The sequence below is a fragment of the Vallitalea sp. genome, assembly GCF_025211055.1.
Taxonomy (GTDB): domain Bacteria; phylum Bacillota; class Clostridia; order Lachnospirales; family Vallitaleaceae; genus Vallitalea.
The window spans coordinates 1-17,275 of record NZ_JAOARO010000009.1; the positions used below are offsets into that span (position 1 = coordinate 1).

Genomic DNA, 17,275 nt, shown 5'->3' on the forward strand with positions numbered 1-17,275 from the left:
CTATAAAATCTGGTTCAAGGTCTAATCCACCACTTAATAAACATCTTCCTTTTTCATCTCTATTGGCACATTCTTTACAAGTAGGATAGTCTAGATAGTATTCGCTCATAATTCACCTTCTTTCTAACAGTCACAAAATTATTCAATTGTCGCTCCTTTCTATGCTATTTTTTGACTATTAATAATATCTAATTCCATACTAAGACCTGCTGATAGGTTGTAACTATCAATAAGCTTTATAGCTTCCTCATATTTGTTCTTAAGTGTGTACCCATAGCTACTAATTTTGAAATAATTCTCGTATTGTCTTCCTAATTCTGCGTATACCCTATTCCTGAAAGATTTATCGTTGTACGCTTTAGAATGATAACCAATTAATTCTACTACTCTTTTATTCCTAGCTAATTGTAAGTAATTTTTCTGTTCAGGGGTTACGTATGTTTCATCATTAAGCTTGTCTATTCTTCTAGCGTTCTCCTGGACGTCTGTTTTCAACTCTTTCATGGATTGCGCTTGTAGAATTATCATATCTTCAACGCTATGTGGTACTTGTGGTACTTGTAATGCTTGTCCCTGCTCTAGCTCATGGAAACGATTAATATATGTTGCTGTAAATACTGCTCCTTTTTGTCCAGTAAGTTTGTGGGCTATGAACTCACAACCTTTTTTGGTTATGTTGTAGCATGGTCTTGTTTCTCCTTTGGTATCTTTGTATGTACTTTCTTGGAAAAAATCTAACGGGCTAACATTTGAGCTGGTTAAAAATCCTTCATATTTTCTTATATCTGATAAAAGATTTTTATGTTCTTTCTTAACCATTTCTGCTACTTCTCTGCTGTCAATTGCTTGTGGTATTTCTTTTGTTATTAAATTATTCATATTTTCTCCTTTCTTGATTTATTATCTGTTTTTTGGTAAAATTCCATTTAAGGGGAGAGATACATAGAAAGGTTGATTTAAATGGCTAACAAAAAACAAACAAGTAAATCTGTTGCTTCAAAAGCTAGTAAAATTTTAAGTGATGGCAGATATAGCAAAGCTTCCAAGTCTGTAGCTGGAAGTGCTTTATCTCAAACTAAATCAGGTAAAAGAAAATAACTAATTAATTAGATTCTCTCCCCTTATAGTTCAAAAGATAATACAAACTCACTATTTATTACTATATCCTTTTTAAAACTTTTCACGTTAATAAATTCTCTTTCTTTTAAAGCGTGTTTTAATTCTTTAACTGTACCTTCATATATAACATTTTCATATACATCGCCGTTAGCCATAGCTAAGAGTATAATAGTTGTTGGTTTGGTAATAGAATCATTTGTCATTAAATTATTCATTTGTCGCTCCTTTCTGTTCTTTTTCCTGATTTAATTCTTTTAGTATTGCGTCCCCGAATATTTCTGTGAGAACTTGTATTTGTTCTTCTGTCACATCATTCACACCTCCGTACTCCAAAAGTCAATACTGGTTTTCTTTTAGCGAATTTAAGGGCAAACTAAATACTAGAAATATCTAATTCTAGTAAATTACATAATTTTTTCAAATTATCGATACTTATTCTCTTTTTTCCATTCTCATAACATGATATCGTTGATTTAGATTTCCCTAAAAACATAGCCAAATCCTTTTGCTTTAATTTCTTTTTTAGCCTAGCATCCTTTATTTTATACCCCATGCGTTGTAGTTCTGTCAAAGTATACTCCTTTCTAAAAAAAACATCCAAAATGCACTTTTAGCACTTGACATTTTACTTTTAGTAAACTATAATATATGTGTCGCATATATATTGTTTCTGAAAGTAATAGCCCCTTGTAAAATAGGTTTTTCCTGTTTTTTTTCTTGGTGTTTTGTGTTGATGTCTATTATTATAGTTTACTTTCGGAGAACTGTCAATGCTTTTTAGCAAATTTTTCTTAAAAAAATGTGGAGGTAAATTATGACACTAGGAGAAAGGTTAAAAAAATTAAGGGAAGATAGAGGGTTATACTTATCTGATTTATCAGAGATTATTGGTGTAGGTAAATCTACAATATCAGGATATGAGCATAATAAAAAAACACCAAAACCGCATACAATACAAAAATTAGCTGAATTTTATGGCGTAACAACAGATTATTTGTTAGGGCAAGAAGATAACTTAGATGATTTAGAAATAGAGTTTCCAGAAGCCATACAATTGATACGAAAAGCTAATAAAAATTTGAGTGATGAGGGCAAGGAAATGCTAATAAAAATGATGAAAGCTATTATTGATAAATAGGAGAACTAAATGTTTAAAAATAAATTAAAAGAGTTAAGACTTAAACACGGATACTATCAAAAAGAAGTCTGTGAAAAACTTGATATAGCTCAAAATACTTTAAGTGGTTATGAGAACGGTACTAGAAAACCAAAACAAGAAATATTAATAAAACTTGCTGAATTCTATGGTGTTACAACCGATTATCTTTTAGGACAAGAGAATACCATAGATAACTTAGAAGAAGAATTTCCAGAAGCTATCCAGCTAATAAGGAAAGCTAATAAGAATTTAAGTACCGAAGGTAAGGAAATACTAATGAAAATGATGAAAGCGGTAATTGAGAAATAGGAGGGCACTTCATGAATGTAGCATTATACGCAAGATATTCAAGTGATAATCAACGAACAGAAAGTATTGACGCTCAATTAAGATACCTAAAAGATTTTTGTAAACAAAACCAATATTCAATAGCAAAAATATATATAGATGAAGCTGTTTCTGCTACTAACGACAATAGACCTCAGTTTTTACAGATGATTAATGATAGTAAATTACAGATATTTGAAGCTATTGTTGTTCATAAATTAGATCGCTTCGCAAGAAATAGATACGACAGCGCATTTTATAAACAAGAAATTAAAAAATATGGTGTTAAGGTTATATCCGCCCTTGAAAAATTTGACGATAGTCCCGAATCAATAATACTTGAATCAGTAATAGAAGGGATGAACGAATATTACTCTGCTAATCTATCAAGAGAAGTCATGAAAGGTATGAAAGAAACTGCTTATGAGTGCAAACATACAGGAGGCACTCCACCACTAGGATATGATATTGACGAAAATAAAAAGTATATTATTAATGAGTTTGAAGCATCTATTGTAAAAAATATATTCAAAATGTATCTTGACGGAAATGGTTATAGTAAAATATTAGACTCATTAAAGGGGTTAAAAACAAAAACAGGAAATACGTTTAGTAAATCTAGTATTAACAGCATTTTAGGCAACGAAAAATATGCAGGCATTTATATTTTTAATAAGTATAAAAGGGTTGTAGTTAATGGTAGAAAGAGAAATATATTAAATGACGAAAAAGATATAATAAGAATTGAAGGTGGAATTCCACAGATAATTTCGACAGAAGTCTTTAATAAAGTTAATAAAAAAAGAGAGGAAAATAAAAATAAATTCAGAAGTTATAAAGCTAAAAATAATTACGTTTTAACTGGACTTGTTAAATGTGGCTTGTGTGGTTCTAATATGGTTGGTTCAAGTGGAGTTGAAGGTAGAAATAAACGTAAGTATGTAAGATATAAGTGTACTGCAAAAAAGAATAAAAAAAGTTGCAATAATAAAGATATAAATAGAGACGTATTAGATAAAATGGTAATCGAATGTATAGAAAAAGAAATGACACAAAATATTGATAGACTTACTAATAGCATATATAAATATTCACAACAAAAAAATAAAACCTCTGATAATGAATTAAAAATATATGAAAAGAAACTAAACGATATAAACAAACAAATAAGTAATATTTTGGATGTTATCATGCAAGGGAATTTCCACGCATCATTAGATAACAAATTAACAGAATTAGAAAATGAAAAACAAAGGCTAGAATATAATATAGAAAAAACAAAAAGTAATAAATCATCAGTTACTAAACAAAAAGTAAAAGCTTTCTTAGTTGCACATCAAAACATTAGCACCAAAACTTTTGAAGAACAAAAAAGGATTGTAAACTCATTTGTTGAATCTGTTGTTGTACATGAAGACCACGTAGATATAAACATGGTCGTGTCTGTGTCTAATGGAGGTGAGGGGAGTCGAACCCCTGTCCGAAAACCCATCCATCCGAGTATCTCCCATTACAGTCGCTATTTTGACATTCCCTCCATCTAACGCCTAACGACAGGCTGTAGACTTCAGTAGCTTCATAGTGTCTTCCTCTTCCTCAAAGCTTTGGAAGTGAAGTTCCCCGTTTAATTTGGTGCCTCAGCCCTAGCTACGGGTCACTAAGGTGAGACAGCTACCTAATTAGGCAGCAAATGCGAAATTATTATTTTCGTCTGCGTTTAATTTAATTTACCAGGTTGATGACGCAGGCCCAGTGATCTGCGAATGGCTGCTCGTACTTCTGTTGTCCCCGTCGAAACCAGTACACCCCCGTATATGATAATCAAGATTTTCAGCTACAACATGCATATAAAATGCTTAAGTAAGCTTAGAACCTTTAATTATTAACTAGGTTATTATAGGTTACTTACTTTGAATCTTTTTTCTGCTTCACGACGTTGGTCTTTCTTAGCAATATCTTGGCGTTTGTCATATTTTTTCTTACCTTTTGCTATACCAATTTCCATTTTCATAAGACCACCTTTTAGATAGACCTTTATTGGAACAATAGTATAACCCTTGGTTGTAACAGCACCTTGAATCTTATTTATCTCATAACGATTCAATAAAAGTTTTCTTGTTCTAAGTGGGTCTTTATTAAATATGTTACCTTTTTCATAAGGACTAATATGCATATTCAGAATAAATAACTCACCATCAACATTCTTTATAAAACTTTCTTTAATACTGCATTTACCCATTCTAAGGGATTTTACTTCAGTACCTACAAGAACAATACCTGCCTCATAAGTATCTTCAATAAAATAATCATGCCTTGCTTTTTTATTCTGTGCTATTAATTTATAGTTACTTGCCATAATATCACCACCATTACTTGCCGTGAGATATATTATAACATAAATTATAATTATTGCAAGTAATGTGATGATGAAATTTATACTAATTCAAAATCAATAGTTCTCTCTACTTTGTTTACACTTAGAACTGCTATTTTAACAGGTTCACCCATTCTATATATCTTACTTGTTTGTTCACCTATAAAAATATGTTTCTTTTCATCAAAAATATAATAATCATCGTCAAGGGTAGTGACATGAACAAGTCCTTCAACAGTGTTAGGTAATTCTACATATAATCCCCAAGCGGTTACACCAGAGATGACCCCTTCGAATTTTTCACCTATATGTTTTTCCATATATTGAACTTTTTTAAGTTTTATAGTCTCTCTTTCTGCCTCTTCAGCAGTTCTTTCTGTTTCAGATGTTTGTTTTGCAACATTAGGCAATATAGCATTATAATGCCTAATTCTTTTTTCTTCCATTTTACCATTTAGATTTTCTTTAATGATTCTGTGTATCTGCAAGTCTGGATATCTTCTAATAGGCGAAGTAAAATGAGTATAGTATTTGGTTGCAAGTCCATAATGTCCATCACCTGTTACTGTATAACAAGCTCTTTTCATTGATCGAAGAGCTAGTCTACTAATAATAGCTTCTTCTGGCTTTCCTTCAATTTCAATCAATAGTTTTTGAATTTCTTTAGGATGTATTTCTCCTTCTCCTTTTATATTATAGCCGAAATTGTGAATGAAAGAGCCAAGAGTAGCAAGTCTTTCTGGGTCTGGTTCTTCATGTGTTCTATATACAAAAGGAAGCTCCTGCCAGAAAAAATCTTCTGCGATAGTTTCGTTAGCTAATAACATGAACTCTTCAATAATTTTTGTAGCTACATTTCTATCATAAGGAATGATGTCTATTGGTTCACCTTTCTCATTAAGGATAACTTTTGTTTCAGGAAAATCGAAATCAATAGAACCTCTTCTTTTTCTTTTACCTCTAAGAATCGCCGCTAATTCTTCCATTTCTTCAAACATTTTTACAAAATCTCTATATTCACTTATAACTTCCTGATCCTTGTCAACTAGGATTTTTCTAACATTGGTATAAGTCATTCTTCTATCTACATTTATTAGTGTTTCAGCTATTTTATGATTAACTACATTACCTTTTTTATCAATGTCCATAAGACATGATAGTGCTAAACGGTCTGTTCCCATGTTAAGAGAGCAAATACCATTTGATAGTTTGTGAGGCAACATAGGTATAACCCTATCAACTAAATAGACACTAGTACCTCTTTTTAACGCCTCAACATCAAGGGGTGAGCCTTCTGTAACATAGTTAGTTACATCAGCTATGTGGACACCTAAGGTAAAAGTGTCATCTTCATTTTTTTGAATGGTTATTGCATCATCTAGATCTTTTGCATCTTCTCCATCTATTGTTACCATTTGAACTTCTCTAAGATCTAACCGGAAAGCTTTGTCTTCTTCTGTAACTTCAGATGGAATATAGTCAAGTTGGTTCATAACTACATCTGGAAATTGCATTGGCAATTCATAACTCTTTACAATTGATAATATATCTGTCCCAGGATCATTAATATGTCCGATTATCTCAATAATCTCCCCTTCTGGATTTCTTCTTTCATTACCCCAATCAGTTATTTTCACAACCACTTTATGACCTGATACTGCTCCTTTACTCTTGTTCTTGGAAATAAAAATATCCTTAGTAAACTTTTTGTTATCCGCAACAACAAACCCAAAATTTTTACTTTTTTGGTATGTTCCTATAATATCTCTGTCATTACGCTTGATAATCTTAATTACTTCTCCCTCTTTACGTTTCCCCTTAGAATCTCTTCTAATAAGTTTTATGGCTACTGTATCATTATTAAAAGCACCATTAATATATGGGGCAGGTATAAAGATATCATTCTCTTCACCCTCAATTTCAACAAAACCAAATCCTTTAGCATGAGCTATAAACTTTCCAACAATCATATTTACAGCTTCTGGTCTTGCATATTTACCTCTTTTTGTCTTAATGATCTTTCCTTCAGTTATCAATTGTTCTAATGTTTCTTCTAGTATAGCTCTTTTTTCTTCATCACCATTAATACTTAATAGTATTCCTAGCTCTTTGATCTTCATTGGTTTATAATCTTTGTGATTAATTATCTCCAACAATACTTGTTTTTTTTCTTCTAATGTTTCCATATTCCACCTTCAAAAATTTATTTTTTTAGCATTCATATAACCTATTATAGGTTTATATAATTAAATTAATATATTTTTTACTTATAGTATTAGTTAAATCTATTGTTATTATTTATATAAAATTAAACTAGCAAGTAAAGGAACTAAATGCAAAAGTCTACTATAGCATAAAAAAACACCCTGCTTTGATGCAAAGTGCTTTACTTTTATTATTGGTATTTAATTAATAAACTTAATACTACAGATAAAACAATAAAAAGCACTGCTCCAACTCTAGTAAATTTTTCTAATTTACCTTCCATAGAACGAGCTTTGTTTTTACCCCAATAAGTTTCAGCAGCTCCACCAATTGCACCTGATAATCCTGCAGCTTTTCCTTTTTGTAAAAGTACTACAGCAATTAGTCCTAAACATAATATGAAATATACTATTTCAACAATTATTATTAATGCTTCCACTGTTACACCTCCTAAAGTTTAACACTAGTATTTTAGCACAAACTATGTATTAATTCAACTATTTTTTCTACTTAATTCTAATAAACCAATAAAAGTAGCTATAGTGTATAATCATATTTATACATAATCTTCATCTACTTATTATTATAATAAAGACCCCGACGAATCGAGGTCCTTTAATATAATTATTTATCTTTTAAATTAAACCAAGCATCAAGCCCTCTATATTCAGCTACATCTTCTAATTCTTCTTCAATTCTTAATAATTGATTATATTTAGCGACACGGTCAGATCTACAAGGTGCTCCTGTTTTAATTTGTCCTGCATTAGCAGCTACAACTATATCAGCAATAGTATTATCTTCTGTTTCACCAGAACGATGTGATACAACCGCTGTATAACCAGCTCTATTAGCCATTTCTATAGCATTAAATGTCTCAGTTAATGTACCAATTTGATTAACTTTGATTAGGATAGAGTTAGCAACACCAAGGTCAATACCTTTTTCTAATCTCTCAGTATTAGTTACGAATAAATCGTCTCCAACCAATTGTACTCTGTCGCCTAATCTTTCAGTTAATAATTTCCATCCTTCCCAGTCTTCTTCATCTAATCCATCTTCTATAGATATAATTGGGAATTTGTTAAGTAGGTCTTCGTAATAGTCAACTAATTCTTCTGAAGTTCTTATTACTTCTTCACCTTTCATTTTGCTTTCGCCTGGGAAGTGGTATTTACCAGTTTCTTCATTATATAATTCTGAAGCTGCTACGTCCATAGCGATTCTCATATCATCACCTGGTTTATATCCAGCTCTTTCAATTGCGTCAATAATAATCCCTATAACTTCTTCAGATGAAGCTATATCAGGTGCAAATCCACCTTCATCACCAATACTAGTTGCTAAACCTTTTTCATTTAAAACTTTTTTAAGATTATGATATACTTCTGCACACATTCTTAGCGCATCTTTAAATGAAGTTGCACCTACTGGCATAATCATAAATTCTTGGATATCAACTGTATTATCAGCATGTTCTCCACCATTAAGAATGTTCATCATAGGTACAGGCATTACTTTAGCATTAAAACCACCTAGGTATTGATATAATGACATACCAACAGCTTCTGCTGCTGCTTTTGCAACTGCCATTGATACACCAAGAATAGCATTAGCTCCTAATTTACCTTTATTGTTAGTTCCATCTAATTCAATTAATTTTTGGTCAATTTTTACTTGGTCTAGTGCATTCATTCCAATTATTTCTTCAGCGATAATATTATTAACATTGTCAATTGCATTTTCTACACCTTTACCCATATAACGGTCTCCACCATCTCTAAGCTCCACTGCTTCAAATGCTCCTGTTGATGCTCCTGAAGGAACTGCTGCACGTCCTAAATATCCATCTTCTGTCACTACTTCTACTTCTACTGTTGGGTTCGCTCTTGAGTCAAGTATTTCTCTTGCATAAACATCAATAATCTCTACAAAACTTTTCATATTTTTTCTCCTTTCGGTCTATTAAGAATTATATTAATTAAAAAGGTAAATATTTATATATGCAATATATCAAGTTAATAGAATCAGTCAACATATATTATTACTCATAAGATAAATCTTATACTCTATATTTTACCTATATTAATATCTTATTAAAAATTAAAAGTAATATATTGAACTTAACATATATACCATCTCTATAAGTTCAATATATATTACTTTATTTTATAAGCCTACTGAATTGAATAATGTTAGATCTATAACAATTATTTAATTCAGCTTATAATATTAATCTACTACCTTTATCAATGATTCACCAGTCATTTCAGCTGGTTTTTCAACTTCCATTAATTCAAGTAGTGTAGGTGCAATATCTGCTAGTTTTCCACCTTCTCGTAGTGTTACATTATCTTTATAGTTAACTAAGATAAATGGAACTGGGTTAGTTGTATGTGCTGTAAATGGATCTCCTGTTTTGTAATCAATCAATTGTTCTGAATTACCATGATCAGCACAAATAAACATTTGACCATCTGCTTCAATTAAAGCATCAAGTGTTCTTCCAACACAGCTGTCAACTGTCTCAACTGCTTTAACTACTGCTTTTTCTATTCCTGTGTGTCCAACCATATCAGGATTAGCAAAGTTAACGATGATAAGATCATATTTATGTGATTTTATAGCATTCACTAGATTGTCACATACTTCATTAGCGCTCATCTCAGGCTGTAAATCATAAGTAGCAACTTTTGGCGATGGTACTAATATTCTATCTTCGCCTTCATTAGGTTCTTCAATACCACCATTAAAGAAAAATGTAACATGAGCATATTTTTCTGTTTCTGCCAATCTAAGTTGTTTTAATCCTTTATCAGCTAAATATTCGCCTAAAGTATTTTCTAGCATAACCTTATGGAATGCTACTATTTTATTAGGTATAGTAACGTCATAATCTGTAAAACAAACATAAGTTACTTTGAAGAATTCTCTTTCAAATTTATCAAATTCTTCATCACAAAAAGCTCTTGTGATTTGTCTAGCTCTGTCCGGTCTAAAGTTAAAGCATATTATTGAATCATTTTCATTAATCTTACCAGTTGGTTCTCCTTCTGCTAAAACAACAGTTGGAAGTACGAATTCATCATATACTTCTTCTTGATATGATCCTTGTATAGCGGCTAAAGCACTCTTAGCAAATTTCCCTTCACCTTTTACCATTGCATCATAAGCAAGTTCTTCTCTTTCCCAACGATTATCTCTATCCATTGCGTAATAGCGTCCAATTATAGTAGCTATTTTACCAACGCCAATTTCTCTCATTTTTTCTTCTAACTCTTCAATATAATCTTTACCTGAAGCTGGTGGTGTATCTCTACCATCTAAAAACGCATGTATATAAACTTTTTCAATATTATGTTCTTTTGCTAATTTTAATAAAGCATATAAATGTGTATTATGTGAGTGTACTCCCCCATCTGATAATAGACCATACAAATGCAATGCTGAATCATTTGCCTTACAATTGTCTATTGCCGCAAGAAATGCTGTATTTTTAAAGAAATCACCATCTTCTATTTCTTTAGTTATTCTAGTAAGTTCTTGGTATACAATTCTTCCTGCACCAATATTGAGATGCCCTACTTCTGAGTTACCCATTTGTCCATGAGGTAAGCCAACATCTAATCCACTAGCAAATCCTTCAACACAAGGATATTTTTCCATAATTTTATCTATATTTGGTGTGTTTGCAAGTTTTACTCCATTACCTTCAGTCTTTTCATTAAGTCCAAATCCATCTAATATCATTAATACTGTTGGTTTATTTGACATTTCATAACTCCTTCTTATCAAATCTATAATAGATTAGAAGGTTATGAATAAATTCATAACCTTACCTAATAATCATTATTATTTATAATTTACTACCTTACCAAAATCAGCTTTCAGACTAGCTCCACCAACTAATCCACCATCAATATTTTCCATTGCAAAGAGTTCTTTTGCATTACCCGCATTAACACTTCCACCATATTGAATTCGAACTGCATCAGCTACTTCTTCATCGTAAACTTCTTTAACTACTTGACGTATAGCTGCACAAACTTCTTCAGCTTGCTTGGATGTAGCAGTTTTACCAGTTCCTATAGCCCATATTGGTTCGTAAGCAAGAACAACATTTTTTGCATCTTCTTTTGTAACGTCTTTAAGTGCAACTTTGATTTGTGCTCTTATAAGATCAACTGTTATTCCTTGTTCTCTTTGTTCTAATGTTTCACCACAGCAAATAATTGGTACTAAGCCATGTTCTATAGCTTTAAGTACTTTTTTATTAACTATTTCATTAGTTTCTCCAAAATATTCTCTTCTTTCGGAGTGACCTAATACAACGTATTTAACTCCGATTTCAGTTAACATATTTGGAGCAATCTCTCCAGTGTAAGCTCCACTTTCTTCATAGTACATGTTTTGTGCACCTATCTCGATATTACAATCTTTTGTTGCTTCAACAGCTAATACTAATGAAACATAAGGTGTACAAAATACAACATCTACATCATCATTTTTAACTAATGGTTTTAACTCTTCAATTAAAGCTAATGCTTCTCTTGGAGTTTTATTCATTTTCCAATTTCCTGCAATAATCATTTTACGCATTATCAAAACCTCCATTTATAATTATTATAACTATTTATCATTTGCTGCTGCAACACCTGGTAATTCTTTTCCTTCTAAGAATTCAAGTGAAGCACCACCACCTGTAGAAATATGAGTCATTTTTTCTCCGAATCCAAGTTGGTTAACAGCTGCTGCTGAATCACCACCACCGATGATAGTTGTTGCATCAGTTTTAGCTAATGCTTTTGCTACAGCAATTGTTCCACCTGCAAAGTTTTCAAGTTCAAATACACCCATTGGTCCGTTCCAAACAACTGTCTTAGCGTCTTTTACAGCACTAGCGAATATTTCTCTAGTTTCTTCTCCAATATCAAGACCTTCCCAATCAGGTTCAATCATTCCTCTTTTTACTGTCTTAAATGGTGTGTCATTCTTGAATTCTTGTGCTACTACATTATCAACTGGTAATAAGAAATTAACACCTTTTTCCTTTGCTTTTTCAATCATTTCTCTTGCATAATCAATTTTATCTTCTTCAAGTAATGATAAACCTACTTCATTACCCATAGCTTTTAAGAATGTATAAGCCATTCCTCCACCTATGATTAGAGTATCTACTTTATCAAGAAGATTATTGATAACATTTATTTTATCTGATACTTTTGCTCCACCAAGAATAGCTACAAAAGGTCTCTTTGGATTATTTACAGCGTTTCCTAAGAAATCAATTTCTTTTTGCATTAAATAACCTACTACACAAGTATCAACATAATTAGTTACTCCAACATTAGAACAATGTGCTCTATGAGCAGTTCCAAATGCATCATTAACAAATATCTCAGCTAGACTTCCTAATTCTTTACTGAAGTCTTCACCATTTTTTGTTTCTTCTTTTCTGTAACGAGTATTTTGTAGAAGTACTACATCTCCATCTTTCATGTCAGCAACTGCTTTTTTAGCATTATCTCCAACTACATTATCATCCGCTGCAAAAACAACTTCTTTATTCAATAATTCAGAAAGTCTGGTTGCTACTGGAGCAAGTGAAAGCTCTGGCTTAGGCTCTCCTTTTGGTTTTCCAAGATGTGAACAAAGTATAACTTGTGCACCATCTTTGATTAATTTATTAATTGTAGGTAATGCTGCTGTTAAACGGTTCTCATCTGTAATAACACCATCTTTTAAAGGTACGTTGAAGTCACATCTTACTAAGACTTTATTACCTTGTACGTTTATATCGTCGACTGTCTTTTTATTAAGCATTTGGTAGTCGTCTCCCTTCTAATACTTTATTTATGTTAGTTAATCTCAATATACCTATCTATTTTTGAAATTTTCTAACTTTTCTAATCAACTTTAATACTATATGAGTATTAAAAAAGTCCTCCCTATAGTCTGACCTACAAGAGAGGACCATATGGACCTTATTTAAATCTATTCAAACCTATATAATTAAAGTCTTTCAGCTACATATTTTGCTAAGTCAATAATTCTGTTTGAATAACCCCACTCATTATCATACCAAGAAACTACTTTAACTAAGCTTCCTTCCATAACAAGTGTTGCTAATCCATCAACGATTGATGAACGTGAATCTTTTCTGTAATCGATTGATACTAATGGTTCATCAGAATATCCAAGTACATTACTTCCTTCTGATGCAGCTTTTAAAGCACCATTAACTTCTTCAACTGTTACTTCTTTTCCTAATTCTACTGTTAAGTCAACAACAGATACTGTAGGACTAGGTACACGCATAGCCATACCAGTTAATTTACCTTTTAATGAAGGGATAACTTTTGCTACTGCTTCAGCTGCTCCAGTAGTTGTTGGAATAATAGACTCAGCTGCTGCACGAGCTCTTCTTAAATCTTCGTGAGGTAAGTCTAAGATTCTTTGGTCATTAGTATATGAGTGAACTGTAGTCATGATACCTCTTTTGATACCGAAAGTATCATTTAACACTTTAGCAAATGGTGCTAAACAGTTAGTTGTACATGAAGCGTTATCAATGATGTTATCTTCTGCTGGGTTATAATCTTCTTCGTTAACACCCATTACAATTGATTTTGTTCCTTTACCAGGAGCTGAAATGATTACTTTCTTAGCACCAGCATCAATATGTAATTGAGCTTTTTCTTTTTGTCTGAATAAACCAGTTGACTCAATAACAATATCTACACCTAATTCTTTCCAAGGAAGATCTGCAGGATTTCTTTCAGCTAATACTTTGATTTCTTTTCCATTAACTACTAAAGTTCCATTTCCAACTTCTACAGTTCCTTCAAATCTACCAAAGCATGAATCATATTTTAATAAGTGAGCTAATGTATTAGCATCTGTTAAATCATTAATAGCTACGATATCAACTCCTTGTTCCATAGCTACTTTAAATGCGTTACGTCCGATACGTCCAAATCCATTAATTGCAATTTTTGCCATATTCTTGTTCCTCCTAAAATTATAATTTTTATATTAAACTGTATAACAGTTAATAAACACTCTAGTCTTACTTCATAATCTTGGTAATTCTATTGGCTGCATCTTCATCAATTATTAACGAACCGTTTTTAATAATATTCTTTACAGCTATTATAGCTTCTGCCTTTTTAGCTCCTCCTGCTACAGCTATAGGATAAGGAGTCTTAGTCATATGTTCTAATTTTATACCAATTGACCTTGATGTATACACTATTTTACCATTTTTATTAAAATAATAACCCAGTGCTTCAGCAACAGCCTGCCTTCTATGAAGAAAATCTATAACTGGTTCAGGTAAGTTCCTTCTTCCAGCCATCTCATAAGCATTACCTATACCAAAAAGTATTATATTAGCTTTTAGGATATTAGATAAGGTTTGCTCAATTTCAGGTTCTTTTCTTACACTGTCAAGTGCCTTTTTGCTTAGGTTATCTGGTATATTGAGGAGTTCATAATCTCCATTTAGTTTCTTAGCAAGCTTAGATACTATAGTGTTAGCTTGATATTCAACATTATTCCTTAAACTACCTCTAGCTGGAACAACTAGTACGTTTTCATAGGATGTATTTGGTTTATTATTCAAAGATTTAACTACATTGTAAACTGTACTTCCACCAGTAAGAGCAATGATAGAATTATCTTTAATATTTTTTAATAAAACATCGACGGCAGCTTTTCCAATATTTTCTTTTATATCATCATATTTTGATGAATTGCCATGTACAACAACTACCTCTTTGCACCCTATAAGTCTCTTAACTTCTTCTTCCATATAATTAAGACCTTTTACGTGATGCATAATCTCTTTTAAATCATCCAGTATAGTATCTCCTGTACCAGTAGTACTCATACCAACACTTGATACTAGTATAAAACCTTGTGATTTCAAATATTCAGTTTCATTCCTAATGATTTTTTCTGATATTAATAATTTTTGGGATAAGCTTCGTCTTCCTATTGGTTGATAAATATGTATTCCCTTTAATATTTCATATCTTCGTTGCAATATATCAATCTCTTTTGGAATAATTTTCTTAAGTGTTAATAAGGTATTCTCCATTACAAATCACCTTTCGGTACCTTCTGGGGCCCTATGAACAATTATAGTCCCTATTGCTTCAAAAAAAAGGAATTAAACCACCAATTCATCCCAATTTATATTATAAACAATGTAATATATAATTTCAAGTTTTTTTTATGTTTTTAACAAAATATTAACAAGGGGCAGCTATCTGCCCCTTCTAGTCTATAATAATTCATCTCTAACATAATAAGCAATATTTAGTGCATGGTCTGATATTCTTTCATAATTGCTTATTAGATCTAAAAATACCACACCTGTAGTTGAATCGCATATGTTTTGAGCTAATCTCCTTATATGTTTCTCTCTCAACTCATCTTCTAATCCATCTACTAGATCTTCGTTTTGCTCAACCTTTCTAACAAGGTCTACATCATCATTTTCTCTTGACTTTATTGCAAGTTCTATTGTTTCAGTAGCTCTATCTGATATATCCAACAGTTCCTGATTTGCACTTTCAGAGAAAGTTAGATCATTTTCAATGAAATATTCTGCAAGTTCTGCTATATTTTCCGCATGATCTCCAACACGTTCAATATCATTAACTGTATGGAATAGATTAGTTATAATCTCATTTTGTCTTTCATTGATAACTGAATTGCTAATCTTTATTAGATATTCTGTAATAAGTCTTTCTAAAGCATTAATATTCTTTTCTTCTTCATATACTTTATTAACTTTTTCCACATCTTTTTCTATTATAGCTGATGTGGCAAGTTTAGCATTTTCTACAGCTAAATAACCCATGTGTATAACTTCTTTGATTGCATTTTCCACAGCAAAACTTGGGGTTTCAAGTATTCTATCATCAAGGTGTCTTAAGGCAACCTGTTCTTCAGTTTGATCTTCTGCATCTTTACCTCTTACGATTCTCTTGGATAATGATACAAGTTTATCTGCAAATGGGAAGAGAAGAACCGTATTACTGATATTGAAAACCGTATGGAATATACTGATACCTACCATATTAACAGCTATATTATTACCAAAGTTAGGATTAATGAATGTAAAATATACTACACATAATATTGCGAAAATCACTGTACCAATGACGTTAAATAATAAATGAATATACGCTGCTCTTTTAGCTGTTTTATTAGCTCCAATACTTGATAACATTGCTGTTACACAAGTACCAATGTTTTGCCCAAGAATAATATATACAGCAGCACTCCACGGAACAAATGTTACTGTTGCTACTGTTTGCAAAATACCAACTGATGCAGAACTACTCTGAATGATTGCTGTTACAATTGCACCTGTTAAAATACCTAAGACTGGATTTCTTCCAAACATTCTAAATGCTTCTGTAAATGCCGGTGAATCTTGGAAAGGTTCTATTGCATCTTTCATATATTCAAGACCTATAAATAATAGACCAAACCCAATGATAATCTCACCAATTTGTTTTTTACGTTGATTTTTTGCAAAAAATAATAACAAGGCACCAATTCCAATAGCTAATGGTGCTAATTTTGATGGTTTAAAAAACACTAACCATTCTTGACTTGATACTATCCAAGAAGTAATAGTTGTACCAATGTTTGCTCCCATTATAACTCCTACAGCTTGTGATAAATTGAATAAACCTGCATTAACAAATCCAACTACCATTACAGTACAAGCAGAACTACTTTGAATAATGGCTGTTACCAGTGCACCAACTGTAACTGCTAAAAATCTATTGTTGGTTAATGCACCAAGCAGACTTTTCATCTTATTACCTGCTGATTTTTGAAGACCTTCAGCCATAATGTGCATACCGTATAGGAACATACCAAAACCGCCAATAAATGCAAAAAATATAAATATGTATTCCTTTGTTAGCCAATTCATTTAGATATTTCCTCCTAATTGTGATATATATTTTGTCTTAGATGAATAAATAGAGAGAAACTTAAAAATAAAAAATAGAATAAATGATTATGTAAATAAAATGTTAATATATTATTAACAATACATTAATAGT

Annotated in this window: 16 protein-coding genes, 1 other RNA gene and 1 pseudogene; 4 read left to right on the top strand and 14 right to left on the bottom strand. The window is 31.6% G+C overall.

Going from position 1 to position 17,275, the window contains the following annotated elements; genetic code table 11:
- Nucleotides 1-159: 159 nt before the first annotated feature.
- Complete coding sequence (locus N4A55_RS01305; RefSeq protein ID WP_293753601.1) at nucleotides 160-879, bottom strand: Rha family transcriptional regulator; 720 nt, start codon at nucleotides 877-879, stop codon at nucleotides 160-162.
- Nucleotides 880-960: 81 nt separating this feature from the next.
- On the opposite strand from N4A55_RS01305, the gene N4A55_RS01310 reads away from it, so the two are divergent.
- On the top strand, nucleotides 961-1,098 hold the full coding sequence (locus N4A55_RS01310) for a hypothetical protein (protein ID WP_293753602.1): 138 nt from the start codon (nucleotides 961-963) through the stop codon (nucleotides 1,096-1,098).
- Nucleotides 1,099-1,121: 23 nt separating this feature from the next.
- On the opposite strand, the gene N4A55_RS01315 is transcribed toward N4A55_RS01310, so the two are convergent.
- Nucleotides 1,122-1,334: a hypothetical protein gene (locus tag N4A55_RS01315; RefSeq protein WP_293753603.1), complete on the bottom strand. Its 213-nt coding sequence runs from the start codon at nucleotides 1,332-1,334 to the stop codon at nucleotides 1,122-1,124.
- Nucleotides 1,335-1,492: 158 nt separating this feature from the next.
- Nucleotides 1,493-1,690, bottom strand: a complete 198-nt coding sequence (locus N4A55_RS01320; RefSeq protein ID WP_293753604.1) for a helix-turn-helix domain-containing protein — start codon at nucleotides 1,688-1,690, stop codon at nucleotides 1,493-1,495.
- Nucleotides 1,691-1,933: 243 nt separating this feature from the next.
- Between N4A55_RS01320 and N4A55_RS01325 the strand changes: the two genes are divergently transcribed.
- The 3 genes and pseudogenes from N4A55_RS01325 to N4A55_RS01335 all read left to right on the top strand — a co-directional run.
- Nucleotides 1,934-2,257: a helix-turn-helix domain-containing protein gene (locus N4A55_RS01325; protein ID WP_293753606.1), complete on the top strand. Its 324-nt coding sequence runs from the start codon at nucleotides 1,934-1,936 to the stop codon at nucleotides 2,255-2,257.
- Nucleotides 2,258-2,266: 9 nt separating this feature from the next.
- On the top strand, nucleotides 2,267-2,587 hold the full coding sequence (locus tag N4A55_RS01330; RefSeq protein WP_293753607.1) for a helix-turn-helix domain-containing protein: 321 nt from the start codon (nucleotides 2,267-2,269) through the stop codon (nucleotides 2,585-2,587).
- 11 nt (nucleotides 2,588-2,598) lie between these two features.
- Nucleotides 2,599-3,624, top strand: a pseudogene (locus tag N4A55_RS01335) (recombinase family protein); the annotation flags it as partial.
- Between the two features lie 431 nt (nucleotides 3,625-4,055).
- Here the strand turns inward: N4A55_RS01335 and ssrA are convergent.
- From ssrA to N4A55_RS01390, 11 genes are all read right to left on the bottom strand, one after another.
- Nucleotides 4,056-4,415, bottom strand: a transfer-messenger RNA (tmRNA) gene (ssrA, locus tag N4A55_RS01340).
- Nucleotides 4,416-4,499: 84 nt separating this feature from the next.
- Entirely contained in the window at nucleotides 4,500-4,961 is a 462-nt protein-coding gene (gene smpB, locus N4A55_RS01345) for an SsrA-binding protein SmpB (protein ID WP_113676113.1), read from the bottom strand.
- Between the two features lie 77 nt (nucleotides 4,962-5,038).
- On the bottom strand, nucleotides 5,039-7,165 hold the full coding sequence (gene rnr / locus N4A55_RS01350) for a ribonuclease R (protein ID WP_293753608.1): 2,127 nt from the start codon (nucleotides 7,163-7,165) through the stop codon (nucleotides 5,039-5,041).
- A gap of 209 nt (nucleotides 7,166-7,374) precedes the next feature.
- Nucleotides 7,375-7,623: a preprotein translocase subunit SecG gene (gene secG, locus N4A55_RS01355; RefSeq protein ID WP_293753609.1), complete on the bottom strand. Its 249-nt coding sequence runs from the start codon at nucleotides 7,621-7,623 to the stop codon at nucleotides 7,375-7,377.
- A gap of 185 nt (nucleotides 7,624-7,808) precedes the next feature.
- Nucleotides 7,809-9,128: a phosphopyruvate hydratase gene (gene eno, locus N4A55_RS01360; RefSeq protein WP_293753610.1), complete on the bottom strand. Its 1,320-nt coding sequence runs from the start codon at nucleotides 9,126-9,128 to the stop codon at nucleotides 7,809-7,811.
- 288 nt (nucleotides 9,129-9,416) lie between these two features.
- Complete coding sequence (gene gpmI / locus N4A55_RS01365; RefSeq protein ID WP_293753611.1) at nucleotides 9,417-10,958, bottom strand: 2,3-bisphosphoglycerate-independent phosphoglycerate mutase; 1,542 nt, start codon at nucleotides 10,956-10,958, stop codon at nucleotides 9,417-9,419.
- Nucleotides 10,959-11,036: 78 nt separating this feature from the next.
- Nucleotides 11,037-11,786, bottom strand: a complete 750-nt coding sequence (tpiA, locus tag N4A55_RS01370) for a triose-phosphate isomerase (RefSeq protein WP_293753654.1) — start codon at nucleotides 11,784-11,786, stop codon at nucleotides 11,037-11,039.
- Between the two features lie 27 nt (nucleotides 11,787-11,813).
- Complete coding sequence (locus N4A55_RS01375) at nucleotides 11,814-13,007, bottom strand: phosphoglycerate kinase (RefSeq protein WP_293753612.1); 1,194 nt, start codon at nucleotides 13,005-13,007, stop codon at nucleotides 11,814-11,816.
- 189 nt (nucleotides 13,008-13,196) lie between these two features.
- Nucleotides 13,197-14,186 (bottom strand): type I glyceraldehyde-3-phosphate dehydrogenase, encoded by a 990-nt coding sequence (gene gap / locus N4A55_RS01380; protein WP_293753613.1) that lies wholly within the window; start codon nucleotides 14,184-14,186, stop codon nucleotides 13,197-13,199.
- A 67-nt stretch (nucleotides 14,187-14,253) separates the two neighbouring features.
- On the bottom strand, nucleotides 14,254-15,285 hold the full coding sequence (locus N4A55_RS01385) for a sugar-binding transcriptional regulator (protein WP_293753614.1): 1,032 nt from the start codon (nucleotides 15,283-15,285) through the stop codon (nucleotides 14,254-14,256).
- Between the two features lie 186 nt (nucleotides 15,286-15,471).
- Nucleotides 15,472-17,142, bottom strand: a complete 1,671-nt coding sequence (locus tag N4A55_RS01390) for a Na/Pi cotransporter family protein (RefSeq protein ID WP_293753615.1) — start codon at nucleotides 17,140-17,142, stop codon at nucleotides 15,472-15,474.
- Between the last annotated feature and the right edge of the window lie 133 nt (nucleotides 17,143-17,275).